Origin of the sequence: Reyranella sp., assembly GCF_965227665.1 — a bacterium.
Classification (GTDB): Bacteria; Pseudomonadota; Alphaproteobacteria; order Reyranellales; family Reyranellaceae; genus Reyranella.
Genome location: NZ_OZ245767.1, coordinates 3,442,439 through 3,466,880, shown reverse-complemented (window position 1 = coordinate 3,466,880; position 24,442 = coordinate 3,442,439). Strand labels below are relative to the sequence as shown.

Annotated in this window: 24 protein-coding genes; 12 read left to right on the top strand and 12 right to left on the bottom strand. The window is 67.2% G+C overall.

Annotation, left to right across the window (positions count from 1 at the left end; all coding sequences use genetic code 11):
• From ACO07I_RS16675 to ACO07I_RS16650, 6 genes are all read left to right on the top strand, one after another.
• Positions 1 to 1,182, top strand: coding sequence for an aminotransferase class V-fold PLP-dependent enzyme (locus ACO07I_RS16675; protein WP_422009503.1), 1,182 nt, complete (start codon positions 1 to 3; stop codon positions 1,180 to 1,182).
• An 8-nt stretch (positions 1,183 to 1,190) separates the two neighbouring features.
• Positions 1,191 to 2,159, top strand: coding sequence for a LysR family transcriptional regulator (locus ACO07I_RS16670; RefSeq protein WP_422009502.1), 969 nt, complete (start codon positions 1,191 to 1,193; stop codon positions 2,157 to 2,159).
• Between the two features lie 158 nt (positions 2,160 to 2,317).
• A complete protein-coding gene (locus ACO07I_RS16665; protein ID WP_422009501.1) occupies positions 2,318 to 3,898 on the top strand; it encodes an ABC transporter substrate-binding protein in 1,581 nt (526 codons plus the stop codon).
• Positions 3,899 to 3,909: 11 nt separating this feature from the next.
• Positions 3,910 to 4,977: an adenosine deaminase gene (add, locus tag ACO07I_RS16660; RefSeq protein WP_422009500.1), complete on the top strand. Its 1,068-nt coding sequence runs from the start codon at positions 3,910 to 3,912 to the stop codon at positions 4,975 to 4,977.
• A gap of 511 nt (positions 4,978 to 5,488) precedes the next feature.
• Positions 5,489 to 5,875, top strand: a complete 387-nt coding sequence (locus ACO07I_RS16655) for an MAPEG family protein (protein WP_422009499.1) — start codon at positions 5,489 to 5,491, stop codon at positions 5,873 to 5,875.
• Between the two features lie 91 nt (positions 5,876 to 5,966).
• Positions 5,967 to 6,836, top strand: coding sequence for a YihY/virulence factor BrkB family protein (locus ACO07I_RS16650; protein ID WP_422009498.1), 870 nt, complete (start codon positions 5,967 to 5,969; stop codon positions 6,834 to 6,836).
• 85 nt (positions 6,837 to 6,921) lie between these two features.
• Here ACO07I_RS16650 and ACO07I_RS16645 read toward each other — a convergent pair whose 3' ends face one another.
• Entirely contained in the window at positions 6,922 to 7,917 is a 996-nt protein-coding gene (locus ACO07I_RS16645) for a 2-hydroxyacid dehydrogenase (protein WP_422009497.1), read from the bottom strand.
• A 162-nt stretch (positions 7,918 to 8,079) separates the two neighbouring features.
• Here ACO07I_RS16645 and ACO07I_RS16640 point away from each other — a divergent pair, with 162 nt between their 5' ends.
• From ACO07I_RS16640 to ACO07I_RS16630, 3 genes are all read left to right on the top strand, one after another.
• A complete protein-coding gene (locus ACO07I_RS16640) occupies positions 8,080 to 8,622 on the top strand; it encodes an SH3 domain-containing protein (protein WP_422009496.1) in 543 nt (180 codons plus the stop codon).
• A gap of 34 nt (positions 8,623 to 8,656) precedes the next feature.
• Positions 8,657 to 9,892 (top strand): energy transducer TonB family protein, encoded by a 1,236-nt coding sequence (locus ACO07I_RS16635; protein ID WP_422009495.1) that lies wholly within the window; start codon positions 8,657 to 8,659, stop codon positions 9,890 to 9,892.
• A gap of 65 nt (positions 9,893 to 9,957) precedes the next feature.
• Positions 9,958 to 10,998, top strand: coding sequence for a TonB family protein (locus tag ACO07I_RS16630; protein ID WP_422018297.1), 1,041 nt, complete (start codon positions 9,958 to 9,960; stop codon positions 10,996 to 10,998).
• Between the two features lie 16 nt (positions 10,999 to 11,014).
• On the opposite strand, the gene ACO07I_RS16625 is transcribed toward ACO07I_RS16630, so the two are convergent.
• The 4 genes from ACO07I_RS16625 to irrA all read right to left on the bottom strand — a co-directional run bounded on the left by ACO07I_RS16625 (position 11,015) and on the right by irrA (position 13,987).
• Complete coding sequence (locus tag ACO07I_RS16625) at positions 11,015 to 11,599, bottom strand: DUF3501 family protein (RefSeq protein WP_422009494.1); 585 nt, start codon at positions 11,597 to 11,599, stop codon at positions 11,015 to 11,017.
• The gene (locus ACO07I_RS16620) at positions 11,599 to 12,957 is read right to left on the bottom strand and encodes a heterodisulfide reductase-related iron-sulfur binding cluster (RefSeq protein ID WP_422009493.1); all 1,359 of its coding nucleotides are present in this window, start codon (positions 12,955 to 12,957) and stop codon (positions 11,599 to 11,601) included. Before ACO07I_RS16620 ends, ACO07I_RS16625 begins: the two co-directional genes overlap by 1 nt.
• 80 nt (positions 12,958 to 13,037) lie before the next feature.
• Positions 13,038 to 13,457 (bottom strand): rubrerythrin family protein, encoded by a 420-nt coding sequence (locus ACO07I_RS16615; protein ID WP_422009492.1) that lies wholly within the window; start codon positions 13,455 to 13,457, stop codon positions 13,038 to 13,040.
• A gap of 122 nt (positions 13,458 to 13,579) precedes the next feature.
• Positions 13,580 to 13,987: an iron response transcriptional regulator IrrA gene (gene irrA / locus ACO07I_RS16610; RefSeq protein ID WP_422009491.1), complete on the bottom strand. Its 408-nt coding sequence runs from the start codon at positions 13,985 to 13,987 to the stop codon at positions 13,580 to 13,582.
• A 135-nt stretch (positions 13,988 to 14,122) separates the two neighbouring features.
• On the opposite strand from irrA, the gene fabA reads away from it, so the two are divergent.
• From fabA to ACO07I_RS16595, 3 genes are read left to right on the top strand one after another with little or no spacing between them, the layout of a single operon-like run.
• A complete protein-coding gene (gene fabA / locus ACO07I_RS16605) occupies positions 14,123 to 14,662 on the top strand; it encodes a 3-hydroxyacyl-[acyl-carrier-protein] dehydratase FabA (RefSeq protein WP_298318823.1) in 540 nt (179 codons plus the stop codon).
• A complete protein-coding gene (gene fabB / locus ACO07I_RS16600) occupies positions 14,662 to 15,909 on the top strand; it encodes a beta-ketoacyl-ACP synthase I (protein ID WP_422009490.1) in 1,248 nt (415 codons plus the stop codon). Before fabA ends, fabB begins: the two co-directional genes overlap by 1 nt.
• Before the next feature lie 10 nt (positions 15,910 to 15,919).
• The gene (locus ACO07I_RS16595; protein WP_422009489.1) at positions 15,920 to 16,768 is read left to right on the top strand and encodes an SDR family oxidoreductase; all 849 of its coding nucleotides are present in this window, start codon (positions 15,920 to 15,922) and stop codon (positions 16,766 to 16,768) included.
• Positions 16,769 to 16,775: 7 nt separating this feature from the next.
• Here the strand turns inward: ACO07I_RS16595 and ACO07I_RS16590 are convergent, their stop codons facing one another.
• From ACO07I_RS16590 to rbfA, 7 genes are all read right to left on the bottom strand, one after another.
• Positions 16,776 to 17,417: a protocatechuate 3,4-dioxygenase gene (locus ACO07I_RS16590; protein WP_422009488.1), complete on the bottom strand. Its 642-nt coding sequence runs from the start codon at positions 17,415 to 17,417 to the stop codon at positions 16,776 to 16,778.
• A gap of 60 nt (positions 17,418 to 17,477) precedes the next feature.
• Positions 17,478 to 18,467 (bottom strand): Bug family tripartite tricarboxylate transporter substrate binding protein, encoded by a 990-nt coding sequence (locus ACO07I_RS16585; RefSeq protein ID WP_422009487.1) that lies wholly within the window; start codon positions 18,465 to 18,467, stop codon positions 17,478 to 17,480.
• Positions 18,468 to 18,653: 186 nt separating this feature from the next.
• Positions 18,654 to 20,192 (bottom strand): DUF1254 domain-containing protein, encoded by a 1,539-nt coding sequence (locus tag ACO07I_RS16580; protein ID WP_422009486.1) that lies wholly within the window; start codon positions 20,190 to 20,192, stop codon positions 18,654 to 18,656.
• Between the two features lie 214 nt (positions 20,193 to 20,406).
• The gene (gene pnp, locus ACO07I_RS16575; RefSeq protein ID WP_422009485.1) at positions 20,407 to 22,542 is read right to left on the bottom strand and encodes a polyribonucleotide nucleotidyltransferase; all 2,136 of its coding nucleotides are present in this window, start codon (positions 22,540 to 22,542) and stop codon (positions 20,407 to 20,409) included.
• Between the two features lie 202 nt (positions 22,543 to 22,744).
• On the bottom strand, positions 22,745 to 23,014 hold the full coding sequence (gene rpsO, locus ACO07I_RS16570; RefSeq protein ID WP_422009484.1) for a 30S ribosomal protein S15: 270 nt from the start codon (positions 23,012 to 23,014) through the stop codon (positions 22,745 to 22,747).
• Positions 23,015 to 23,030: 16 nt separating this feature from the next.
• Positions 23,031 to 23,936: a tRNA pseudouridine(55) synthase TruB gene (gene truB, locus ACO07I_RS16565; RefSeq protein WP_422009483.1), complete on the bottom strand. Its 906-nt coding sequence runs from the start codon at positions 23,934 to 23,936 to the stop codon at positions 23,031 to 23,033.
• An 86-nt stretch (positions 23,937 to 24,022) separates the two neighbouring features.
• Positions 24,023 to 24,430, bottom strand: a complete 408-nt coding sequence (gene rbfA, locus ACO07I_RS16560; protein WP_422009482.1) for a 30S ribosome-binding factor RbfA — start codon at positions 24,428 to 24,430, stop codon at positions 24,023 to 24,025.
• Between the last annotated feature and the right edge of the window lie 12 nt (positions 24,431 to 24,442).

Here is a 24,442-nt window from a genome sequence, read left to right as displayed (position 1 = left end):
ATGGATCTCGACATAGAGCGGATTCGCGCCGAGACGCCAGGCTGCGCCCACGTCCTGCATCTCAACGCGGCCGGTTCGTCGCTGCCCAGCCGCCGCACGCTGGACGCGACGCTCGACCATCTGCGGCTCGAGGCCGAGATCGGCGGCTACGAGGCGGCCGACCGGGCGCGTTCCGTGCTCGACGGCTTCTATCCGTCGATCGCCACGCTGATCGGCGCCGAACCCGGCGAGATCGCCTATGTCGAGAACGCCACGCGCGCCTGGGACCTCGCCTTCTACTCGCTCGACTTCAAGCCGGGCGACCGCATCCTGACCTGCGTCAGCGAATACTCGTCGAACTACATCTCCTACCTGCAGGTGGCGAAGAAGACCGGCGCCGAGATCGTGGTGGTGCCCGACGACAAACACGGCCAGATCGACCTCGCGGCCCTCGAACGCGCCATCGACAAGCGCACGAAGCTGGTCTCGATCTCGCACATCCCGACCCAGGGCGGCCTGGTCCAGCCGGCCGAGGCGGTGGGCAAGATCGTGAACGATGCCGGCATCCTCTACCTGCTCGATGCCTGCCAGTCGGTCGGCATGATGCCGATCGACGTGAAGAAGATCGGCTGCGACTTCCTGTCGGCGACGGGACGCAAGTACATGCGCGGGCCGCGCGGCACGGGCTTCCTCTACGCCCGCACGCGCAGCACCTCGCACATCGAGCCGATCTTCCTCGACAATCACGCCGCGCGCTGGACCGGCGACAACGACTACACGGTGATGGGCGACGCCAAGCGCTTCGAGAACTGGGAGCGCTACTTCGCCGGCGTGATCGGCCTCAAGGTCGCCGCCGACCAGGCGAACGAGCTCGGCATGCCGGCGATCTGGGCGCGCCTGCGCCACCTGGCCGACGGACTTCGCGAGCGGCTGAAGACGGTGCCGGGCGTGACCCTGGCCGATCTCGGCGTCACCAAGGGCGCCATCGTCACCTTCGCCGTCGCCGGCAGGGAGCATGGGACGCTGAAGCAGCAGCTGCGCGACCAGGGGATCAACGTCTCGGTCTCGACGCAGTTCTCGTCCCGCCTCGACCTCAAGGGACGCGGCCTGAAGGACGTGATGCGCGCCTCGGTGCACATCTACAACACCGACGAGGAACTCGACCGCTTCGTCGCGGCGTTGCGGCCGCTGGTCGCCGGCTAGGCGGCGCCATGCCGATCATCGCGCCGTCGGCATCGTGGCTGCTGGTCGTCGCAGAGACCGGCTCGATCCGGCGCGCGGCGACGCGGCTCAACCTCTCGCCCTCGGCCGTGAACCGGCAGATCCTGAACCTGGAAGCGGAGTATGGCGCGGCGCTGTTCGAGCGCCTGCCGCGCGGCATGCGGCTCACGCCCGCCGGCCAGATGGTGGTGGCGGAAGTCCAGCGCTGGCAGCACGACCACGCGCAGCTCGTGCAGCATATCGGCCAGCTGCGCAGCATGGTGCGCGGGCACGCTTCGCTCGGCCTCATGGAGAGCTTCTCGCGCACCGTCGTGTCGCGACTGATGAGCCACATGCGCGAACGCCAGTCGCTGGTTTCGCTCGAGGTGCTGATGGGCGGCACGGCCGAGATCGTCGACCGGCTGGTCGCGGGAAAGCTCGACCTCGCCATCTGCTACGCCGTGCCCAAGATGCCGGAGATCCGCGTGCTGGCCTCGATCCAGCCCAGCTCGGGAATCGTCGTGGCGCGGGATCATCCGCTGGCCGGCCGCAAGTCGATCCGGCTCGCCGAATGCGCCAACTACAGCTTCGTCTTTCCCGATTCGTCGCTCACCTCGCGGCGCATCCTCGAAACCGCCCTGGAGCGCGCCAAGGTGCATTTCGCCGGCGTGGTCACGACCAACTCCGTCGAGGTGATGAAGATGCTGGTGCGCGAGCATCGCCAGATCGCGCTGCTCAGCCTGCCCGACATCGGGGCGGACTTCGCCGACCGCGACCTGGTCCACATCCCGCTGGCAGACCGTTACGTCCGCGGCTCGCACCTGTCGCTGATCGCCCCGCGCCACGCCAAGCCCTCGCCGGTCGCTGCCATGCTGGCGGAATTCCTGCGCGAAGAATTGCAGGGCCTGCCGGCGCGCCGCGCCTGGACCGGCAGCCTGCGGGAAGTCGGCGGGACAAAGGCGGGACGCAGCCGGTCCTGAAGAGAGCGCGGACCGACCGTACGAAAAAACCGCACACGCCGTCCCGAATCTAGCGCTTTTCAGCGCCGCGGCATGGCCTTCATGCTGACGCGCCGAACGGGGACGGCGTGCGTGGCATGACGCGTGCACCGCCGGCTTCCGAATCGAGGAACCTCTGCATGACCCATTTTCGCTCCTGGTCGCTGGCCGCGCTGGCCGCTTCCACTTTCCTGGCCGCCCTGCCCACACAGGCGCAGACACAAGCCACGACCCTCACGGTCGCGCCCGAGACGCTGAGCCGCGTCCTCGACCCGCATTTCACCACGTCGTTCACGACGCGCGACCTGGGTTACCTGATCTACGACACGCTGTTCGCGGTCGACGACACGTTCGCGCCCAAACCGCAGATGGTCGAGCGCTACACGATCAGCCCCGACAAGCTCACCTACACCTTCGTGCTGCGGCCGGGCCTGAAGTGGCACGACGGCCAGCCGGTCACCGCCGCGGACTGCGTCGCCTCGATCCAGCGCTGGGCCTCGCGCGACAGCATGGGCCAGACCCTAGCCAAGTTCACCGCCTCGCTGGAAGCGGCCGACGCCAATACGATCAAGCTGGTGCTGAAGGAGCCCTACGGGCTCGTGCTCGACAGCCTGGCCAAGATCGGGGCGCCGGTGCCGTTCATGATGCCGGAACGCATCGCCAAGACCCCCGGCAGCGAGCAGGTGAAGGAGATCGTCGGTTCCGGCCCCTACAAGTTCCGCGCCGACCTGCATGAGCCCGGCGTGAAGATCGTCCTCGACAAGTTCGCCGACTACAAGCCGCGCAGCGAGCCGCCCAACTGGGCGTCGGGCGCCAAGATCGCGAAGATGGACAGGGTCGAGATGCTGGGCATGCCGGATGCACAGACCCAGGTGAGCGCGCTCATCAGGGGCGAGGTCGACTATCTCGAGCGCGTGCCGGCCGACCTGCTGCCGCTGTTCGATGCCAAGTCCGGCGCCAAGGCCGAGGTCGTGAGCAAGTACGGCTTCCAGGCCATCATGCGCATGAACCACCTGCAGCCGCCGTTCGACAATGTGAAGGTGCGCCAGGCCATCGCCCGCGCCGTCGACCGGTCGATGTACGCCGGCGTGGTCGCCGGCGATCCGAAGTTCGCCACCGATTGCGCCGCGATCTTCGGCTGCGGCATGCCCTACGAGAGCAAGGCCGGCATCCCGTCGCGCGATATCGCGGCCGCCAAGGCCATGCTGAAGGAAGCCAATGTCGATATGTCGAAGCCGCTGGTGATGCTGCATGTCGCCAACGCGCCGGGCATCGCCGCGCTGGGCAACGTCACGCGCCAGGTGCTGGTCGATCTCGGCTTCAAGGTCGACATGGTGTCGATGGACTTCCAGACCTTCGCCACCCGCCGGCTCAACACCGGACCGGTCGACAAGGGCGGCTGGAACCTCGCTCACACGACGAATTCCGTGCCCGACCAGGGCAATCCGCTCAGCAACCCGTTCCTCGTGGCCTCTGGCCCGCCCGCCTCCGCCTGGGGCTGGCCGAAGGACGAGAAGATCGAGGAGCTGCGGCTGAAGTTCGCCACCGCGCCCGACGAGGCGGCGCGCAAGACGATCGCCACCGAGATCCAGGTCCGCGCCTACGAGCAGGTTCTCTATCTGCCGCTGGCCCAGTTCACGACCCCGTCGGCCTGGCGCAACAACCTCGAAGGCGTCCTGAAGTCGCCGGTCATGCTGCTCTACAACATCGAGAAGAAGTGAGGATCGCCGCCATGGCGAAAGCGGTTGCCGACGATTACCTGCGGCGCATTCCCAAGGCCGAGCTGCATTGCCATCTCGCCGGCACCCTGCGCGCGACGACCGTGGCCGAGCTCGCGAAGAAGTACGGCCTGCCGCTGCCTCGGCCGGCCGAGCAGCTCTACCAGTGGCCCAACTTCGACGGGTTCCTGGAAATCCTGCGCCTCACCGCCTCGGTGCTGCGCACGCCCGAGGATTTCAGCCGCGCGGTCTACGAATACTGCGAGGATGCCGCGCGCGACGGCAACCTGCGGCACGTCGAGTTCTTCTTCAATCCCGACTATTTCTATCCCAACGGCATCGACTATCCCTCGATGGTGGCCGGCATGGCCAATGGCATCGAGCGCGTCGGCCGCGACTTCGGCATCTCCGCCCGGCTGATCTGCTGCATCGACCGCTCGATCAATTCAGCCGCCCAGGCGGTCGAGATCGTGGAGACGGCGCTGGCGCATCGCCATGAGCTGGTGATCGGCATCGGGCTGGACGGCAACGAGAGCGTCGGCCCACCCGCCATCTTCGCCGAGGCCTATGCGCTCGCGCGCAAGGGCGGGCTGCGCTGCACGGCCCATTGCTGCGAGGATTATCTCACGCCGCTCGAAGCGCCGCCGACCAATTACCTGATCTGCCGCGACGTGCTGCGCTGCGACCGCATCGACCATGGCTACAACATGCTGGCCTCGGACTTCGTGATGAGCGAGGCGCGCAAGGACGGGCTATATTTCACGCCCTGCGCCTGGACCAGCCTGCTGCACAACCGGCCGCACCGGCCGCAGCGCATCCGCCGCATGGTCGAGGCCGGGTTGAACGTCACGATCAACACCGACGATCCGGCGATGTTCGGCACCAATCTCGGCCACGGCTTCACGACCCTGTTCGAGACGATCGGCTGGGGCCCCGACAAGGCCCGGATGTTCAGCCTGAATTCGGTCGAGGCCTCGTGGCTGGACGAGAGCGAGAAAGCTAAGATGCGGATCGACTTCCGCCGCCAAATCGCCGCGCTCGACCTGGAATTCGGCTACGAGAACGCCGCCAAGCCGGTCTAGGGACCATTCCGCTTCTGGTTCACCCATACCGTCTCATCCTGAGAGTCTGGCCGGAAATGAATTGAATCGATTCAAGCACTTACCTCATCCTGAGGAGCGCCGCGAAGCGGCGCGTCTCGAAGGATGGGCAACAGGCAAGGTGCGCGTTCCCACCCTTCGAGACGCATCGCTGCGCGATGCTCCTCAGGGTGAGGTGGTTTCTGGAAAGACTGATGACATTCCGCCCCGGTCGGAAAGACTCCGGCCACGCCAGATCGCACGTCTCCTGCTGGTCTTGATCCGGAATGGCCATAGAATGCACCTCGGATCGAGAGCGGGGCTATCGCATATGAGGTAAAGGCCCCTCACTCCGTTCGCGATGACACCGTTTGGTTGATCGGCGCACGGCGCAAATCCCAACAAAATTGTCATCCCGAACGGAGTGAGGGACCCTTACCTTCCTGGAGGGCCAACGACACCGGCCGTTCTCGGCCATACGCGATTGCCCTGGAATCGAGAGAGGGAGGCTGCCATGCCCGTGTTCTTCGTTTGCGCCGGGCTGTTGGGCCTGCTGGCGGTCGCGCTGGCCGTGAATGTCGGCCTGATGCGGGGCCGCAAGCGGATCAACCTGGGGGACGGCGGCGATGCCGAGATGCAGGCCGCGGTGCGGGCGCACGGCAACCTGGTGGAGTTCGCGCCGCTCACCCTGCTGATGATCTACATGGCGAGCGACTTCTACGGCTTCGGCCTCGTGGCGGCCCTGTCGGTGGTGCTGCTGGTGGCCCGCCTGCTGCATGCCGGCGGCATGCTGGGCCTGATCCCCAAGGGCCGGCTGCTGGGAACGCTCGGGTCGGCGGCGACCCTGGGTACCGCCTCGATCCTGCTCGCGATCGCCGGCCTCGGCCTCAAGCAATACTGATCGGCAGAGTATTGGCCGTCATGCAAAGACCGGCAACCGCGGGGCCGCTTCGGGCGTACTCTCCCGACGTCATCGCTCACCAACGGCGAACATGATCACCACGCTCTGGCGGATCGCCTACGAGGCCGGCTACGGCTACTTCGCCAACCGGCTCTCGACTTCGGCCGCGGCCATGGCGTTCTACACCATGTTCGCGCTCGGCCCGATCATGATCTTCACCATCGCCATTGCCGAACCGTTCGTCGGCCGGTTCATGGCCCAGGAGACGATCTTCGATGCGCTGGGCACCGTCGTGGCGCAGGACCAGCTGCGCACCATCCGCCGCTTCGCCTCCGAGGACCTGTTCCGCGGCGGCGGCATCGCCGCCCTCGCCGGCGCCGCCGTGCTGCTCTACACCGGCACCCGCGTGTTCGTTGAGCTGGACGACGGCATCGACGCGATCTGGCGGGACAATAAAGGCCCGACGGTGCATCCCGTCCTGGCCAGCCTCAAGTCGCGGCTGCTCGCCGTGCTGCTGATGATCGTGCTGGGCGTCGTGCTGATCGTGGTGATCCTGGCGAGCGTGTTGATCTCGGCCTATGCCGGCGTGCTCGAGAGATTCCCCATCCTCGGCGTCTGGATCGGCCCGGCGATCTCGACCTCCGTGCACTACGGCCTGCTCTCGGGCTTCTTCACGCTGATCTACAAGTGGCTGCCGACCGGCCGCGTCCCCTGGCGCTACGCGCTGATCGGCGGCCTGGTGAACGCCCTGCTCTTCGCGGTCGGCAACCGTGCGCTGGTCTTCTATTTCGAGGTGACCCAGCTCACCTCGGCGTTCGGTGCCACGGCGGGCTTCGCCGCCATCATGGTCTGGATGTACTGGACGTCGCTCACCATCCTGATCGGCGCCCAGGTCGGCCGCGCCACGCGCGACGTGCTGATCGACAATCGGGCGCGCGAGATGGTCGAGGGGGATCTTTAAGAAACGGTGCGCAAGGGGAGCCGTGCGGGCTCTCGGCGCTTCGCTTCGCTGCAGCGCCTGCCGCCCGCCGGCGCGCGTAGCGCGCCTAGAACATGGTGGCGAGCACCCGGTCCGGCGGCTTGTGGCCGTCGGCGAAGGTCTTGATGTTGATCAGGACCTTCTCGCCCATCTCGATGCGGCCCTCGAGCGTGGCCGAGCCCATGTGCGGCAGCAGCACGACGCGGTCCATTTCGAGCAGCTTGGGGTTCACCTGCGGCTCGTTCTCGTAGACGTCGAGGCCGGCGCTGGCCATCTCGCCCGCCTTCAGCATGCGCACCATGGCGTTCTCGTCGATCACCTCGCCGCGCGCGGTGTTCACCAGGATCGAGGTCGGCTTCATCAGCTTGAGACGCCGCGCGGAGAGAAGGTGGAACGTCGCGGGCGTATGCGGGCAGTTCACGGACACGATGTCCATGCGCGCCAGCATCTGGTCGAGGCTCTCCCAGTAGGTCGCCTCGAGCTCGCGCTCGATCTCGCCGTGAACGCGCTTGCGGTTGTGATAGTGGATCGCCAGGCCGAAGCCGCGCGCGCGACGCGCCAGCGCCTGGCCGATGCGGCCCATGCCGACGATGCCCAGCCGCTTGCCCTGCAGGCGGCCGCCCAGCATCGAGGTCGGGCTCCAGCCGGACCACTTGCCGCTGCGCACCAGCCGCTCGCCCTCGCCGACGCGGCGCGCGGTGGCCAGAACCAGCGCCATCGCCATGTCGGCGGTGTCCTCGGTCAGCACGCCCGGCGTGTTGGTGACGGTGATGCCGCGCTGGCGGGCCGTATCGAGGTCGATATGGTCGACGCCAGTGCCGAACGAGGCGATCAGCTTCAGCTTCGGACCTGCCTGCGACAGCACGCGGGCGTCGATCCGGTCGGTCACCGTGGGCACCAGCACATCGGCCGTCTTCACGGCCTCCACGAGCTGGGGACCGGTCATCGACTTGTCGTCGGCGTTGAGACGCGTGTCGAACAGCTCCATCAGACGCGTTTCGATGGCGTCGGGGAGCTTCCGGGTGACGATCACCAGCGGCTTCTTCTTGGAAGGGGACGGCATGTGCGAAATGGGACCGGCGCTGGCTCGAACAGTGACCGACCCGGATTACCAAGTCCGCGCGCGTTTTGTCCAGCAAACGCCCCTGCCTATTTACAAGCCAGAAAGTCGCGCCTTATCAGGAGCTTGTCGCTGGATTTGAAGAAATCAGGTATATAGGCGGCAATGGGAATTCGATCGTCCGTCCTGCTTTGCGGCTTCTTCGTGGCTTTGGCGGCATTTTCCCTGCCCCAAGCAGGCGGCACCGCAGCCTTCGCCGCCCCCGACAAACCGACCGCCACCCAGCGCAAGGGGTCCGGCCTCCCCATTCCCCGTTTCGCGTCCCTGCGTTCCGACGAAGTGAACGTTCGCACGGGACCCGGCGCGCGCTATCCCGTCGACTGGATGTTCAAGCGCAAGGCCATGCCGGTCGAAATCGTCGCCGAGTACGAGAACTGGCGCAAAATCCGCGACTGGCAGGGCGCCAGCGGCTGGGTGCACCAGAGCCTGCTCAGCGGCAAGCGCTCCTTCATCATCAACGCGAAAACCGCCAGCCTGCACAAGACGCCGGCCGCATCGGCCGAGGTGGTGGCCAAGCTCGAGCCGGAAGTCCTGGGCGAGATTCGCTCCTGTGCCGGCGACTGGTGCCGGGTCAAGGTTTCCGGCGTAACCGGCTGGATCGAACGGAGCGGCATGTGGGGCGTCTACAAATCCGAGCCGATCAACTAGCGGCGCGTCGAGCCGCCTCGTAGAACGGGTTCCCGTGACCCACGACGTCAGTTTCACCGCTTCCCGCTTCGAGCACATGCCGCCCGCCGCCCTGGCGCTGGCCGTGCTGCTGCATGCCGCCGTGGGACTGGCGCTGTTCTGGATCTCGCCGTTGCGGCCGGTCGATCATTTCGAGGACGCGATCGAGGTCTCGATGGAGGCCCCGCAGCCACCGCCGGTGGCGGCCGAGAAGGCCCCTGAAGCCGCAGCCCAACCGGCAGCCCAGTCGGCAGCCCAGCCGGCAGCCCAGCCGGCAGCCCAGCCGGCAGCATCGAGCCCGCCGCCGCCTGCGCCCCCGCCGACACCGACCCCCCAGCAGCCTCAGACGCCGCCCATGCGCCTGGGTCTCCCGCCGCCGCCCGCCGAGCGCAGTACAGATCCCCGCGACGTCGCGGGAGCGGAAAAGCCCGCGCCGCGCGCCACGGACATGCCGACGCCCGACAAGGTGCAGGAGGCCGGCCCCAAGGACGAGCCGAAGCCGGAGGAGCCGAAGCAGGAAGCCGCGAAGGAGGAGCCGAAACCGGCGCCGCCCGAGCCGCCGCCCCAGCAGCAGGCGCTTGCCCAGCCGGACCCGCCCCCTCCACCGCAGCAGCAGCAGGCCCTCGCCCGGCCGGAGCCCCCCGCGCCGCCGCCGCCCTCACTGGAGCAGGCCCTGCCGCCGCTCGAGGCGCCGCCGCCGCCCGTAACGGAACGGGACATCCCGAAGCCTGTGCCGGCCCCCCCGCCGCCACCGCCTCCCAAGCCACAGCAGGCCGCGCGTCCGGCGCCGCCGCCTCCGCCGCCGCCCCCTCGGCCGCAGGCGCCGCCCGCGCCGCCGCAACAGCTCCGCCCGTCTCCGCTCGGCCAGCAGCCGCGATCCTCGCAAGGCTCGCAGGCCGCCGCCCCGTCTTCGCCGACCTTTCGCAACCCGGCCGACAATTACGGCGAGAAGCGAGCGCAGGAGCAATATCTCTGGGAGGTGATGCGGCGGATCGCGCAGTTCCCCTATGTCCCGAAGAACACCGGCGTGATTCGCGAGGAAGGCACTGTGCTGACCCGGGTGACGATCTCCCGGCAGGGGCAGTTGCTCAACGTGGTCATGGAGAAATCGAGCGGCCTTCCCTCGCTCGATGCCGGTGTGATGGACACGATCCGGCGGGCCAGCCCCTATCCGCCCCTGCCGGCTGAACTCACGGGCAACAGCCACACGTTCCAGCTTCCCGTCAGCTTCCGCTACAACGAGCAGCGGTAGCGCCGTTCGCGCCGTCGTCGATCCGGCTGGCCGCGGGTGCCGGGCGGACGTAGAACTTGGCTGCCGTGACACACGACAGTTTCATCGGGTCGCAATCCGGGCGCATGTCGCCGGCGGCGCTTGCCCTGGCGATCGGCCTGCACCTGCTCGTCGCCGCGGCGCTGTGGTGGGCTCAGCCGTCGCGCAGCCTCGACCATGCCGAAACGCCGATCATGATCTCGGTCGAGCCGGAGCCGCTGTCGGCAGGCAATCTGGCCGCTGCCGCCCCGCCCACCGCCGAGTCGGTGCAATCCGAGCCGACTCCCTCGTCGCCCGAACGTTTCGAGCCCGTGACCCCGCCCGAGTCCATCCAGCAGGCAGCCATCGCCCCGGCCGCGCCTGCGCTTCCAGAACCGCCCCCGCGTGACCCCAGCCCCGCGGAGATGGCGGCAGTTCCTCCGTCGCCAACGCCTGCCCCGCGTGCCGAACCTGCCCCGGCAAATGTTCCGGCCCAAGTCGCGCCGAACGACCCGGCGGCGGAGCCCGCCCCGGTACAGCCTTCGGAACCATCACCCCCCGAGACGGCAGCGGCCACGCCGCAACCGCTCGTCGAAGGAGAATCGGAAGCCGAGTGGCAGACCGACGTCTCGTCGTGGAAGCCGCAGGTGACGGTGGAGCCGTCTCTCGCCGCGCCGCCCCCGCGTCCCGCGCGCCCGGCTGCCCGTCCGCCAACCGCGCCCCGCACCGCCCAGGCACCCGGGCAGAAGCTGCAGGATTATCCGCCGCAGACGTCGAGCCTCGGCGGACAGTCGACCAGTTCCTTCGACCAGTCGACGGGCGACGGTGGCGCCCGCAACGACTACCTGTCGCGCGTCTATCGCCACATCGATCCCTATCGTGACTATCCCGCCGCGGCCCGCGCGGCACGCCAGCATGGCCGCGTGGTGACGCGCGTCACCATCAGCCGTGCCGGCGAACTCCTCGACATCAGGCTCGACCGGTCGAGCGGCTGGCCGCTGATCGACAATGCCGAGATGGCGGCGATCCGGCGCGCCATGCCGCTGCCGCCGGTGCCGGCCGGCATGCGGGGCGACCCGATCGTCCTGGTGCTGCCGATGAACTACTGACGACGGGCGTCGGGGCTCAGGCGAAGTCGGCCGACAGCGCCTGGCGCACGGGCGCCGACATCACGGCCATGTGGCCGTAATTGGCGTGATCGAAACCGACCACGACGTCGCCCACGCCGCCCCTGAAGGCCTCGATCTGCGCCGACGTGAAGGGAAAGCGGATGAACTGCACCGACGATGCCTTGCCGTCCTCGCGCGACCGCTCCTGATCGTCTTCCGGGACGCCGCGGATCGTCTCGGCGCCCACCCGGATGAAGGCCTTGTGCTCGACGCCGCCCAGCATGCCCAGCACGCGCGCCCGCCGCAGCGGATCGTCGATCTCGAACATCACGGTGGCGACCAGCTCGCTGCCGGTGGGGATCAGCGGATTGTAGGCCGCCAGTTCGTCCGGGAGCTGCTCGGCCCCGCCCTTCTCGATGAACAGCATCTCGAGCACCTGGTGCAGCATGGTGTCGAAGGATTCGAAATAGAAGGTCGCGAACGGACCGACTTCCAGCCGGCGGTTCTTCTTGATCTCCGAAATCCGCTTGCGGCGCTCGGCCCGCAGCTTGCCGTACTCCGCGATCGGAATGATGTCGGAGGCTTCGATCTTGCGGGTCATCACTTGTCCGTCCCGGCAAGCCCGTAGGCCTGCGCCAGAAGTTCGATCGGATGGCTGGCCCGCGACGGCTTCGGCATCTGGTCGCCTGCCGTCATTTCCATCACCTGCATCAGGTGATCCGCCGCCAAGGGGCATTCCGACGCCACGAAGCTGGTGTCGTTCTTGAGGGCGGCCTGCGCGGCGGGCTTGCCGACCTTCACCGCGGTCTCGAAATTCTCCGTTCGCGCGCCCCAGATGCCGCCATGGCCGCTGCAGCGTTCGATGACGGCGACCCGCGTGCCGGGCACCAGGCGCAGCATCTCGGCCGCCTTCGCGCCCATGTTCTGCGCCCGTGCATGGCAGGCGAGATGGACGCTGACGCCGCCTTCCAGAGTCTCCAGGCCTGGCGCCAGACCGTGCTTCTTGGCGATGTCGACGACGTATTCGGACAGGTCGAAGGTGGCGTTCGACAGCCGCTCGATCGCCGGATCCTTCGGGCAGATGAGCGGCCATTCGAACTTGAGCATCAACGCGCAGGACGGCGTCAGCGCGATGATGTCGTAGCCCTTGTCGACCCACGGCAGCAGGGCCGCCGAGACTTCCTTTGCCGCGTTGGCCACCGATTCGATGTCGCCCAGTTCGAGCTTGGGCATACCGCAGCAGGCCGGATGCACCACCTCGGTCTCGACGCCGTTCTTCGCCAGGACGGCGCGCGCAGCGGCGCCGATGTCGGTGTTGTTGAAGTTCACGAAACAGGTCGCATAGAGGACGGCCTTGCGCTTGCCGAAGGCCGGCGCCGCCTCGTTCAGCACGGCACCCTCGCGACGGGCGCGGATCTCGAACGTCTCGCCGGCATAGCGCGGCAGCCGCGCCCCGTGATGGATGCCGGCCAAGCGCTCCATGCTCCGGCGGGTGGTCGTGTTGTGCTCGTCAGTCGCCCAGTTCGCGGCGGCGGCGAGGAAGGTGCCGAGCCGTCCGGTGCGGTCGGTATCGGCCAGCTGCTTGTCGACGAAATTGACGCCCTTCTTGCGCGCCTGCACGGCGCGGTGGCGCAGCATGAGGTGCGGGAAATCCAGCGCCCATTCGTGCGGCGGCACGTAGGGACACTTGGTCATGAAGCACATGTCGCAGAGCGTGCAGGCTTCCTCGACCTGCGCGTAATCCTCCTTCTTCACCCCATCGAGTTCCCCTGTCGGACCGTTGTCGATCAGGTCGAACAGGCGCGGAAAGGAGTCGCAGAGGTTGAAGCAGCGGCGACAGCCGTGACAGATGTCGAAGACGCGCTCCATCTCCTTCTCGAGCGCACCCTCGTCCCAGAACCAGGGATTCTGCCAGTCGAGGTCGTGCCGGATCGGTGCTTCGAGACTGCCTTCGCGCATGGTCGCTCGCTTCGTCGGAGGGGAGCGGGAAGAAAAAGGGGACCCGCGCGGGGTCCCCTTCGGAACGAGCCCGGAGGGGCTCAGCCCATCGTGTCGAGGGCCTTCTGGAAGCGGCCGGCGTGGCTCTTCTCGGCCTTCGCCAGCGTCTCGAACCAGTCGGCGACCTCGGCGAAGCCTTCCTCGCGCGCGGTGCGCGCCATGCCCGGGTACATGTCGGTGTACTCGTGCGTCTCGCCGGCGATCGCGGCCTTGAGGTTGCTGTCGGTCGGGCCGATCGGCAGGCCGGTGGCCGGATCGCCGCTCACCTCGAGGAACTCGAGATGGCCGTGCGCATGGCCGGTCTCACCCTCGGCGGTCGAACGGAAGACGACGGCGACGTCGTTGTAGCCTTCGACGTCGGCCTTCTGGGCGAAATACAGGTAACGGCGATTGGCCTGGCTCTCGCCGGCGAAAGCGGCCTTGAGGTTTTCTTCGGTCTTGGATCCCTTGAGGTTCGCCATGGTCTTACTCCCTTTGCGATCGGCCCATCCGCCAATCTCACGAGGGGATTTAGGAGGCCGTGCACGCTGGCGTCAAGAACCTTAGAACCGTTCTAAGTTATTGCAAACGCTTCGCAATCGCCTTAACGGCGCACGCGGACGATCACGTCGACCCGGGCGAGCGTCGTGCCCTCGGGCGGCGCCGGCAGGCCGGCAATCGTCACTTCCTCGGACGGAAAATCGTGCAATTCCCCGTCGGTCTCGACGAAGAAGTGATGGTGATGTCCGGTGTTGGTGTCGAAATAGGAGCGACCGGGCGCGACGACCACTTCGCGCAGCAGCCCGGCGTCGCGAAACTGGTTCAGCGTATTGTAGACGGTGGCCAGCGAAACCGGCATGCGGGTCGCCTTGACCTCTGCGTGCAGGCTCTCTGCAGTGACGTGGCGATGGCCGCCCTCGAACAGCACCCGCGCCAGGGCCACGCGCTGGCGGGTCGGTCGCAAACCTGCGGCACGCAGGCTGACGGTATGGTCGGGGCCATTGTCTGTCATGATTGCAATCTTATGTACGCAGGTGAAAGAGACAAGAGAAGGGCGTGTTTTGCCGGCGAGGCCCGTTTGCACCCGGCGTCCGGCATCCTTATTCTGGCCCCGAAGCCTTTCGGGGCGGCCTGTGGGACGGTGAATGTGAGCGAGCACGAGCAGAAGAATAGCTATACTTTCGAAGACTTGATCGAATGCGCCAAGGGCAACCTTTTCGGGCCCGGGAACGCCCAGCTGCCGCTGCCGCCCATGCTGATGTTCGACCGCATCGTCAAAATCGATTCGACCGGAGGCAAGTACGGCAAGGGCGAGATCATCGCCGAGCTGGACGTGAAGCCGGACCTCTGGTTCTTCGCCTGCCACTTCAAGGGCGATCCGGTGATGCCCGGCTGCCTGGGGCTGGACGCGCTGTGGCAGATGCTGGGCTTCTTCCTGGGTTGGATGAAGGCGCCGGGCCGCGGCCGGGCGATCGGCGTCGGCGAGGTCAAGCTCACCGGCATGATCGTGCCGACGGTCAAGAAACTCACCTATCACGTCCATCCCAAGCGGCTCATCCTGCGCCGCCTCGTCATGGGCGTCGGCGACGGTTTCGTGACCGCCGACGGCAACCCGGTCTATGAGGCCAACGACATGAAGGTCGGCCTGGTCAAGGACGGTCCGATGCCCGCTGGAGCGACAGTCTGATGAAACGCGTCGTCGTCACGGGTCTCGGGATCGTCTCGCCGATCGGCAACAATGCCGCCGAGGTCACCCAATCCCTGAAGGAAGGCAAGTCGGGCATCGAGTTCATGCCGGAGTACCGTGACCTGGGCTTCCGCAGCCAGGTCGCCGGCACCCTGAAGCTCAATGTCGAGGAGCTGGTCGACCGGCGCCTCATGCGCTTCATGGGCAACGGCGCGGCCTATGCCTATCTCGCGATGAAGCAGGCGATCGAGGATGCGGGCCTGTCGGAGGCCGAGGTCTCGAACGACCGGACCGGCCTGGTGGCCGGCTCGGGCGGACCGACGACCGGCGCCATCGTCCAGGCGGCCCTCACCGCCAAGGAAAAGGGACCCAAGCGCGTCGGTCCGTTCCAGGTGCCGCGCGCCATGTCGAGCACCGTCTCCGCAAACCTCGCCACCGCCTACAAGATCAAGGGCCCGAGCTACTCGATCAGTTCGGCCTGCTCGACCTCCGCCCACTGCATCGGCAATGCCGTGGAGACGATCCAGCTCGGCAAGGCCGACCGCATGTTCGCGGGCGGCGGCGAGGAGCTGGAGTGGACGCTCTCCGTGCTGTTCGATGCCATGGGCGCCATGTCGTCCAAGTTCAACGACACGCCGCAGCGGGCGAGTCGCGCCTATGACAAGGACCGCGACGGGTTCGTCATCGCGGGCGGCGGCGGCATCCTGGTGCTCGAAGATCTCGAGGTCGCCAAGGCCCGCGGCGCGAAGATCTATGCCGAGGTGATCGGCTATGGCGCCACCTCCGACGGCGCCGACATGGTCGCCCCCTCCGGCGAGGGCGCCCTGCGCTGCATGAAGCTGGCCCTCGAGGGTTTTCCGGGTGCCCCCCGGCGCAACAGCCCGGTCGACTACATCAATACGCATGGCACGGCGACGCCGGTCGGCGACATCACCGAACTCGACGCCATCCGCGCCGTGTTCGGCGACCGGCAGCCCGACAAACTGCCGGCCGTCAGTTCGACCAAGTCGTTGACCGGCCACAGCCAGGGTGCGACCGGCGCCCACGAGGCGATCTATTCGCTGCTGATGATGAAGCACGACTTCATCGCCGCTTCGGCCAACATCGAAAATCTCGATCCCGGGGCCGAGGGCTATCCCATCGCCCGTGAGCGCATCGACAACGCCGGTCTGCAGACGGTGATGTCGAACAGCTTCGGCTTCGGCGGCACCAACGCCTGCCTCCTGTTCTCCCGCTACGATCACTGAGGCGGATTAAATGCCCAACGATCCCGTCGCCAGGTCTCTGCCTGACGTCCCCAAACTCATGGCCGGCAAACGCGGCCTGGTCATGGGCGTGGCCAACAGCCATTCGATCGCCTGGGGCATCACCCAGGCGCTGCACGCGGCGGGTGCCGAGATGGCCTTCACCTACCAGGGGGCGGCCTTCGGCAAGCGCGTGCTGCCGATGGTCCAGAAGCTCGGCTCGAAAGTGGTCGTCGAGGCCGATGTCGAGGACGAGGCGAGCCTCGACCGGCTGTTCGAGACGCTGAAGCAGGAATGGGGCCGGCTCGACTTCGTCGTGCACGCCATCGCCTTCTCCGACAAGGAGGAGCTGAAGGGCCGCTATGTCGACACGACCAAGGCCAACTTCCAGCGCAGCCTCACCATCTCCTGCTACTCCTTCACCGAGATCGCGCGCCGCGCGCTGCCGCTGATGACCGAGGGCGGCAGCATGATCACGCTGACCTACGAAGGCTCGACGCGGGTGATGCCGTCCTACAACGTCATGGGCGTGGCCAAGGCCGCGCTCGAGGCCAGCGTGCGCTATCTCGCGGCCGATCTCGGCCCGCAGGGCGTGAGGGTAAACGCGATCTCGCCCGGCCCGATGCGCACCCTGGCCGGTGCCGTGATCGGCGGCGCCCGCTACGTCTATCGCGTGTCGCGCGACGCGGCGCCGCTGCGCCGCAACGTCGAGCTGAGCGATGTCGGCGGCGCGGCCCTCTACTATCTGTCCGACCTGAGCGCCGGCGTCACCGGCACGGTGCACTTCGTCGATTCGGGCTATCACGCGATCGGCCTGCCGCACGATGGCAGCGCCGCGCCGAGCGCCAGCGGCGAGCAGTAGGCCGCTCTCAGGCGATCACGATATCCATCGTGGCAGCCACCGCGCCGGGCTCCAGGCCCGATGCCGGCTCCAGCTTCATTTCGACCCGCTCGCGCTGGCCCGGGGAGCGCGCCGCCCGCCTGAACACGCCGTCGCGCTCGTTCTGGGGATCGCCCGCGACATAGAACTGGCTGGTCAGCATTCGCCCGTCACCCGTCGCCACCTTGAGATGAATGTGCGGCGTGCGGCCGGGATAGGCGACCGGCTTCAGGGTGCGAAAGCTGTAGCGGCCCTCGGAGTCGACCAGCATGCGGCCGTAGCCCTGGAACGCCGCATCGCGCCGATCGCGACCCGGCTGGCGCGGATGGTCGTAAATGCCCTGCACGTCGCATTGCCAGATCTCGATCATCGCGCCGCCACGGGCGCCACCGCTCAGATCCATCACCCTTCCCTGCAGATGCAGCACCTGCCCCATCGCCTGCGCCGCCTGCCCGCGCACCCGGACGAGGTCGTTGTCGATGTCGGCCGGGAAACCCGCCGGATAGAACGGCCCCTCGGTCTGTTCGGGAGTCGGCACGAGGCCGGCGGCGAACACCGGCAGAGGAGACACCAGGCCGAGGCCGGCGCCGGCCAGCAGCGTGCGGCGGGAGAGGATCGGGAACTTCGTCACTCCGCAGACGTCGCAAACAAAAACGGCGGCCCAAAGGCCGCCGCTTTCCGTCCCGCCGCCCTACTGGTCGAGTTCGAGCTTGTTGTCCTTGATGAGCTGGGCCCAGCGCGCGGTCTCCTCGGCAATACGTGCCTGGAACTGCGCCGTCGTGTTGGGCAGGTAGATGAGACCCTGGTCCGATAGAAGTTTCTGGACGTCGGGCGTCTGCGCGGCGGCTGTGTATTCCTTGTAGAGCCGGTCGACGATCGGTGCCGGCGTGCCGGCTGGCGCGATCAGCGCGTACCAGGACACCACCTCGGAATCGGCCAGTGACAGTTCCTTGAGCGAGGGCACCTCGGGCAACTGCGGCACGCGTGCCAAGGTCGTCACCGCGAGCGCCCGCAGCCTGCCGGCCTGGATGTGCGGCAGCAGGCTCGGCAGCGTGTCGAAGGTCGTCTGGATGTCGCCCGCAAACAGCGCCGGCAGCGATTCGTTGGTGCCCTTGAACGGAACGTGCACGACGTCGATGCCGGTGCGCTTCTTCAGCAGCTCGAAGGTGAGATGCGCCGGGCTGCCCTGGCCGACCGAGGCGAAGTTCATCACGCCCGGCTTGGCCTTGGCGGCATCGATGAGTTCCTGGGCCGTCTTGATCGGCGAGTTGCCCGCGACCACCAGCACTAGCGGCGAGGCCGCGAACATGGTGATCGGGATCAGGTCGGCCTTCACGCTGTAGGGCATCTGCTTGTACAGCGAGGGGAAGATGGTGAGCGGGCCGAGGTTGCCCATGCCGATCGTGTAGCCGTCGGGTTTGGCCTTGGCGATCTCGGTCACGCCGATGCGGCCGGCGGCGCCGGCCTTGAAGTCGGTGATCACGGTCTGGCCCAGCGCCGCCGAGACCTTGTCGTTGAAGGCGCGGGCGATGACGTCGTTCAGCCCGCCGGCCGGCCAGGGCACGAGGAACCGCACCGGCCGGGTCGGCCAGTCGCTCGGAGATTGGGCCTTGGCCTGGACCGCAGCCGCCAGGGGCGCCGCGCCCAGGAGAGTTGTCAGGAGACGTCGCGAGATTTTCATGGGCCCACACACAGCAATAGTCGGGCCGCACGCTAGAGGACGCACCCCACCGAAGTCGACTCCGGCATTCCGTCTCTACATGTTCTTCGAGCGCCTGTCGGAAAATGAAAGCGCGCTGCATTGTCCGGGCGGGCGCGCTTCGCCCATTCGGACATGAAGCGAGTCAGCTCGAGCCCAGGCAGCTCGTCACGGCAGCAGGACGATGTCGTCCGGCCGCCATTCCTGCCTGAACCACGGTTCCAGCGGGCCGTAGAGGCGCAGGATCGTGAACCACGACTTGCCGGGAACGGTCTGGATCCAGTTGCTCTCGCGGCCAGCCGGCGCCCTGGGGCCGAAATACACATCCACGGAGCCGTCGGGGTTGGATTGGACCGACTTGTTCTGGCTGCTCACGCTCGCGAACTGAGCATCGGTCTGCAGCATCGAGCGGGTCTGGGCGTCGTACACGATCACCGACCAGAAGGTCTTGACCGGGACGTTCGGCGGAAGGCGCAGCCTGTAGCTCTTGCCGCCATCGAGGGGATTGTTATCGGCGTCCGTCGCCGTCCACGGATAGGTCGAGCCTTCGCCCACGATCTGCGTGTCCATCGCCGGCGTGACGCCCGTTGCCGCGAAGAAGTACATCGCGCTGCCGGTCAGGTTGGCCACGCCGGGCTGCCACTCGAACCTGTAGCCGCCGATGAAGGGACGCTTCCATTTCCGGTCTGCGAAGAACAGGGCCTCCTTCTCGCGGTTCCGGTAGAACAGCGTCCGCCCCGTGGCGTCGCCGACGACCGCCGCTTCGGTGAGGATCTTCTTCATCCGATCTTCGGGCGCGAAGGGCTTGCCCTTCTGGATGCCGATCGATGCCCAGAACCCGAGCGTCGTGGGATCGACCGCCTCGGTCGGCTCGTTCTGCACCGCCTCGTTCAGCAGCTCCCAGAAGCGGAAGTCACCGGGACCCACCATGTTGAAGGGCTTGCCCGACATGTCGACGAATGTCATCGGCGCCGACGCGGCGGACTGGCCGAGCGGATAGACCCTCGTCATCTTCTTGACGAGGTCGACGCCCGGCGCCGGGCTGCCGTCGACGACGAAGCTGCGCCATGCGACCCAGACGCTGAGGCTGCCCGGACGGATGACGTGGTAGCCAGAAGGCACCTCGCCCTCGTAGCCGGGCGGCAGGATGAGGAACTTGCCGCCTTCGCCGCGGTCCGGGCCGGTAAACCCGATATCGCCGGCCCAGCGATACCAGATGTCGTTGACCAGGCCGAGAACCTTGGGCGGCGCCTCGACCACCAGCGGACCCTTGCGCAGGTCGATCCAGAACCATGTGTAGGGCGTGTTGTCGTTGGCGGTCAGCTCGACGGTCCGCGAATCGACCAGCTGCTCCCAGATCGGCACGGTGGTGTTCGCCGGACCGATGGCGAGAATGCCGGCGCGGTTGGCCATCTGGTTGACCACCGGGAGAGCGAGCAGATAGGCCTGAACCGCCCGCTGGAAGTCGAGATTGTCGTAGATCCGGTCGGTGCTTGCCTGGTCGGGCACGCCGCCCAGGAATCGCAACGATCCGAGGCGCGTCTCGACGCTGTCAGGCACGACGACGCCGTGCGGCATCGGCGTGGTGAACTTGTAGGCCGGGCGCGCCAGCGTCCCGGTCAGGGGCTGGGCGAGGGTGCTCCCCGCAGTGGACGCCATCGCGAGGGTCGCGGCCAACGCCGCGAGGACCGGCCGTGTCGGTTTCATTGCTTCGCTCCCCTGCCAAGCCTGAAGCGTTCTCGCACATTTCTGCCGCGGATCAAATAATTTCACATTCTGACTGCGAATAGTTATGAGGTGCGTCTGCGGCGAGACGCTTGAGCGGGCATGGCGACGCGGGTCCCGCCAATACCTGCTGCGGAATCCGCAAACAAAAACGGCGGCCCGTAGGCCGCCGTTTCCGTTATCGATCGATCGGCGATTACTCGCCGGCGGGAGCCTCGTCGACCGGCTTGTTCGAGATGTCCTCGCCGGTCTCCTGGTCGACCACCTTCATCGAGAGGCGGACCTTGCCGCGGTCGTCGACGCCCAGGACCTTGACCTTGACCTGGTCGCCTTCCTTGATGACGTCCGTGACCTTGGCGACGCGGCGCGGCGCCAGCTCCGAGATGTGCACGAGGCCGTCGCGCGCACCGAGGAAGTTCACGAAGGCGCCGAACTCGACGGTCTTCACGACCTTGCCGGTGTAGATGACGCCGACTTCCGGCTCGGCCACGATGCCCTTGATCCAGTCGATGGCGCGCTGGCCGGCCTTGGCGTCGACCGCCGCGACCTTGATCGTGCCGTCGTCCTCGATGTCGATCTTGGTGCCGGTCTGCTCGGTGATCTCGCGGATCACCTTGCCGCCCGTGCCGATCACTTCGCGGATCTTGTCCTTGGGGATCGTGAACTGCGTGATGCGCGGCGCGGTCGATGCGACGCCCTCACGCGCGCCGCCCAGACCCTTGGCCATCTCGCCGAGGATATGGATGCGGCCGTCCTTGGCCTGGCCGAGCGCCACCTTCATGATCTCCTCGGTGATCGAGGTGATCTTGATGTCCATCTGCAGCGAGGTGATGCCGCGCTCCGTGCCGGCCACCTTGAAGTCCATGTCGCCGAGGTGATCCTCGTCGCCCAGGATGTCGGACAGGACGGCGAAGCGGTCGCCTTCCTTGATCAGGCCCATGGCGATGCCCGCCACCGGACGCTCCATCGGCACGCCGGCATCCATCAGCGCCAGCGAACCGCCGCAGACCGAGGCCATCGAGGAGGAGCCGTTCGACTCGGTGATCTCCGAGACGATGCGGATCGTGTACGGGAACTTGTCCTTCGACGGCAGCATCGGACGGATCGCACGCCAGGCGAGCTTGCCGTGACCGATCTCGCGGCGGCCGGGCGAACCCATGCGGCGCACTTCACCCACCGAGTAGGGAGGGAAGTTGTAGTGCAGCATGAAGTGCTCGCGGTACTCGCCCTCGAGCGCGTCGATGATCTGCTCGTCCTGGCCGGTGCCGAGCGTGGTGACGACCAGGGCCTGCGTCTCGCCGCGGGTGAACAGCGAGGAGCCGTGGGCACGCGGCAGGATGCCGACTTCGGCCACGATCGGGCGGACGGTCTTGGTGTCGCGGCCGTCGATGCGCTTGCCGGTGTCGAGGATGGCGTTGCGCACGACGTCGGCCTCGAGGTTGCCGAACTGCTCGCCGAACGCGGCCAGGGCGGCCTCGTCGCCTTCGAACAGCTTCTTGGCCTCGGTCTTCACCGCGCCGATCTTGGCCTGGCGGGCCTGCTTCTGGGTCTCGGCGAAGGCCTCGACCAGCTTAGCCCGCATCTCGGCCTTGAGCTTCTCCGAGACGGTCTTGGAGGCTTCCGACGGGTCGGTGAGCGGCAGCGGATCCTTGGCGCAATGCTCGGCGAGCTGGATGATCGCGTCGATCACCGGCTGGAACGAACGATGCGCCTCCATGACGGCGTCCAGCATGACGTCCTCGGAAAGCTCCTTGGCTTCCGACTCGACCATCAGCACGCCTTCCTTGGTGCCGGCGACGACGAGATCGAGCGAGCTCGTCTCGAGCTGGGCCTTGGTCGGATTCACGATGTACTTGCCATCGCTGTAGCCGACGCGGGCCGCGCCGATCGGACCCATGAAGGGCACGCCGGAGATCGTCAGCGCCGCAGAGGTCGCGACCATCGCCAGGATGTCGGGATCGTTCTCGAGATCGTGGGCCAGCGTCGTGACGACGACCAGCGTCTCGTTGCGATAGCTCTCGTGGAACAGCGGGCGGATCGGGCGATCGATCAGGCGCGAGGTCAGGATCTCCTTCTCGCTGGGACGGCCCTCACGCTTGAAGAAGCCACCGGGGATCTTGCCCGCGGCGAAAGCCTTCTCCTGGTAGTTCACGGTCAGCGGGAAGAAATCGAGGCCGGGCTTCGGCTTCTTCTCGAACACGACGGCGGCGAGCACGGTGGTGCCGCCGTAGGTGGCCATCACGGCGCCGTCGGCCTGGCGCGCGATCTTGCCGGTCTCGAGCACGAGCTTGCGCCCCGCCCACTCGACTTCCTTGCGAAAGACTTCAAACATCTCATTCATCCTTTCCATCACGGTCGCCTGCCCCCGTTTGGCTGCGACCGCCCACCGGCGCCCTTGCGCCGGCAGGACCGGGCCAGGCGTTTGCTCTCGCCCCTGCCTTCCCGGTTACTGCGAAGTCGCGTCAGCCGGCCGAACTCACGGGGACCGGGCGACGCGACGCGAAAAGGCCCCATCCGAGGATGGGGCCGTTGGATCAGCGACGCAGACCCAGACGCTCGATCAACGTGGCGTAGCGCTGTGTGTCGCGCGACTTGAGGTAGTCGAGCAGGCGGCGGCGCTGGCCGACCATCTTCAGCAGACCGCGGCGCGAATGGTGGTCCTTCGCGTGGCCCTTGAAGTGCTCGGTGAGGTTGGAAATACGCTCGCTGAGGATCGCGACCTGGACTTCCGGCGAACCCGTGTCGCCTTCGGCCTGGGCATACGTCTTGATCAGCTCCGCCTTGCGGTCGGCTGTAATCGACATCGGTCATCTCCTGAAACTAAAGGTTGAACACGCGCACCGGCTGGAGAGCGACGCCGTCCGAACGGACCAGCGCCACGAGCCTGCTGCCGACCTCGGCGCGAACGAGTGCGCCGGACGGAGGTGCGTCCCGGGTCAAGGGCACCGGCTGGCCTTGGCGCAACCGGTCCGCTTGGGCTTCCGTCATGGCCAGCGCCGGGATGTCGTCCAGCGCGGTCGCAACGGGAGCCAGGGCCCCGAAGAGCGCGGGAATATGCCCGAGGGCTTCCAGTTTGGAAAGCGAAATGGCCCCCTCTTCCCGGAACGGCCCCACAACCGTCCGGCGCAACGCCGAGAGGTGCCCGACGGTCCCGAGCGCCAGGGCAAGATCGCGGCCGAGGGACCGGATGTAGGTGCCCTTGCCGCACTGGACCACGAAATCTGCGTGATCGATATCCGGGCGCCCGACCTGCTCCAGCCGCTCGATCAGCACCTGGCGCGGCTTCAGCTCGACGGTCTCGCCGGCGCGGGCCAGATCGTAGGCCCGCTTGCCGTCGATTTTCAGCGCCGAGAAGGCCGGCGGCATCTGCTCGATCTCGCCCAGGAAAGCGGGCAGCGCGGCCGCGAGGGCGGCATCCGTGGGCCGCACGTCGCTGGTTGCCGTGACCGCGCCTTCGGCGTCCTCCGTCGCACGGGCTTCGCCGAAACGCAGGGTGAACCGGTACTCTTTCCGGGCATCCATGATGAAGGGCACCGTCTTGGTCGCCTCGCCGAGCGCGATCGGCAGGATTCCACTCGCCAGAGGATCGAGCGTGCCGCCGTGTCCGGCCTTCTGCGCGCCGAACAACCGACGGACGCGACTTACGGCCGGCGTCGACCCCAGCCCGACCGGCTTGTCGAGCACGATCCAGCCGTCGACCTTCTCGCCCTTTTTTCTGCGGCTCATGGGGCGAGCGCGCCGCTCTTGGGTTCCATCGCGCTCGTTTGGGCCGTCAGGATGCTACGCGCCAACCGTCGCCGGACCGGCGGCACTCAATCCTCGTCCTTCAGATCGCGGGCGACGTCGGGTCGGCGCAGGAGCTGGCCGATCTTGTCGGCCTCGTCGAAGGTGCGGTCGATCGCGAAGCGGATCTCGGGGGCGGTGCGCAGGCCGGCCTTCTCGCTGACCCGGCCGCGGAACCAAGGCGCCGCGCGGCGCAGCGCGGCCAGCAGCCGTTCCTGATCGTCACCGCCCAGCGGCATCACATAGGCCGTGGCGTTGCGCAGGTCGGGGCTGACATCGACCGAGGTCACGGTGATCTTGGCGTCGCGCAGATCGGGATCGCGCATGTTTCCCCGCTCGAGGAGATCGGCCAGCAGATGGCGGATCTCCTCGCCGACGCGCAGCTGACGCTGGCCGGGAGCACGATTTTCTTTGTCGGACGATCGACGTCGCGACATAGGATTTTCCTC

What these genes read in the sequence shown, in the direction of transcription:
- truB (WP_422009483.1), bottom strand. Translation starts at nt 23,936, where the DNA reads ATGAGCCGCAGAAAAAAGGGCGAGAAGGTCGACGGCTGGATCGTGCTC.
- add (WP_422009500.1), top strand. Translation starts at nt 3,910, where the DNA reads ATGGCGAAAGCGGTTGCCGACGATTACCTGCGGCGCATTCCCAAGGCC.
- rpsO (WP_422009484.1), bottom strand. Translation starts at nt 23,014, where the DNA reads ATGTCGATTACAGCCGACCGCAAGGCGGAGCTGATCAAGACGTATGCC.
- ACO07I_RS16640 (WP_422009496.1), top strand. Translation starts at nt 8,080, where the DNA reads ATGGGAATTCGATCGTCCGTCCTGCTTTGCGGCTTCTTCGTGGCTTTG.
- ACO07I_RS16585 (WP_422009487.1), bottom strand. Translation starts at nt 18,467, where the DNA reads ATGAAAATCTCGCGACGTCTCCTGACAACTCTCCTGGGCGCGGCGCCC.
- ACO07I_RS16655 (WP_422009499.1), top strand. Translation starts at nt 5,489, where the DNA reads ATGCCCGTGTTCTTCGTTTGCGCCGGGCTGTTGGGCCTGCTGGCGGTC.
- ACO07I_RS16625 (WP_422009494.1), bottom strand. Translation starts at nt 11,599, where the DNA reads ATGACCCGCAAGATCGAAGCCTCCGACATCATTCCGATCGCGGAGTAC.
- ACO07I_RS16580 (WP_422009486.1), bottom strand. Translation starts at nt 20,192, where the DNA reads ATGAAACCGACACGGCCGGTCCTCGCGGCGTTGGCCGCGACCCTCGCG.
- ACO07I_RS16595 (WP_422009489.1), top strand. Translation starts at nt 15,920, where the DNA reads ATGCCCAACGATCCCGTCGCCAGGTCTCTGCCTGACGTCCCCAAACTC.
- fabB (WP_422009490.1), top strand. Translation starts at nt 14,662, where the DNA reads ATGAAACGCGTCGTCGTCACGGGTCTCGGGATCGTCTCGCCGATCGGC.
- pnp (WP_422009485.1), bottom strand. Translation starts at nt 22,542, where the DNA reads ATGTTTGAAGTCTTTCGCAAGGAAGTCGAGTGGGCGGGGCGCAAGCTC.
- ACO07I_RS16620 (WP_422009493.1), bottom strand. Translation starts at nt 12,957, where the DNA reads ATGCGCGAAGGCAGTCTCGAAGCACCGATCCGGCACGACCTCGACTGG.
- ACO07I_RS16670 (WP_422009502.1), top strand. Translation starts at nt 1,191, where the DNA reads ATGCCGATCATCGCGCCGTCGGCATCGTGGCTGCTGGTCGTCGCAGAG.
- rbfA (WP_422009482.1), bottom strand. Translation starts at nt 24,430, where the DNA reads ATGTCGCGACGTCGATCGTCCGACAAAGAAAATCGTGCTCCCGGCCAG.
- ACO07I_RS16615 (WP_422009492.1), bottom strand. Translation starts at nt 13,457, where the DNA reads ATGGCGAACCTCAAGGGATCCAAGACCGAAGAAAACCTCAAGGCCGCT.
- ACO07I_RS16645 (WP_422009497.1), bottom strand. Translation starts at nt 7,917, where the DNA reads ATGCCGTCCCCTTCCAAGAAGAAGCCGCTGGTGATCGTCACCCGGAAG.
- ACO07I_RS16665 (WP_422009501.1), top strand. Translation starts at nt 2,318, where the DNA reads ATGACCCATTTTCGCTCCTGGTCGCTGGCCGCGCTGGCCGCTTCCACT.
- irrA (WP_422009491.1), bottom strand. Translation starts at nt 13,987, where the DNA reads ATGACAGACAATGGCCCCGACCATACCGTCAGCCTGCGTGCCGCAGGT.
- ACO07I_RS16675 (WP_422009503.1), top strand. Translation starts at nt 1, where the DNA reads ATGGATCTCGACATAGAGCGGATTCGCGCCGAGACGCCAGGCTGCGCC.
- ACO07I_RS16650 (WP_422009498.1), top strand. Translation starts at nt 5,967, where the DNA reads ATGATCACCACGCTCTGGCGGATCGCCTACGAGGCCGGCTACGGCTAC.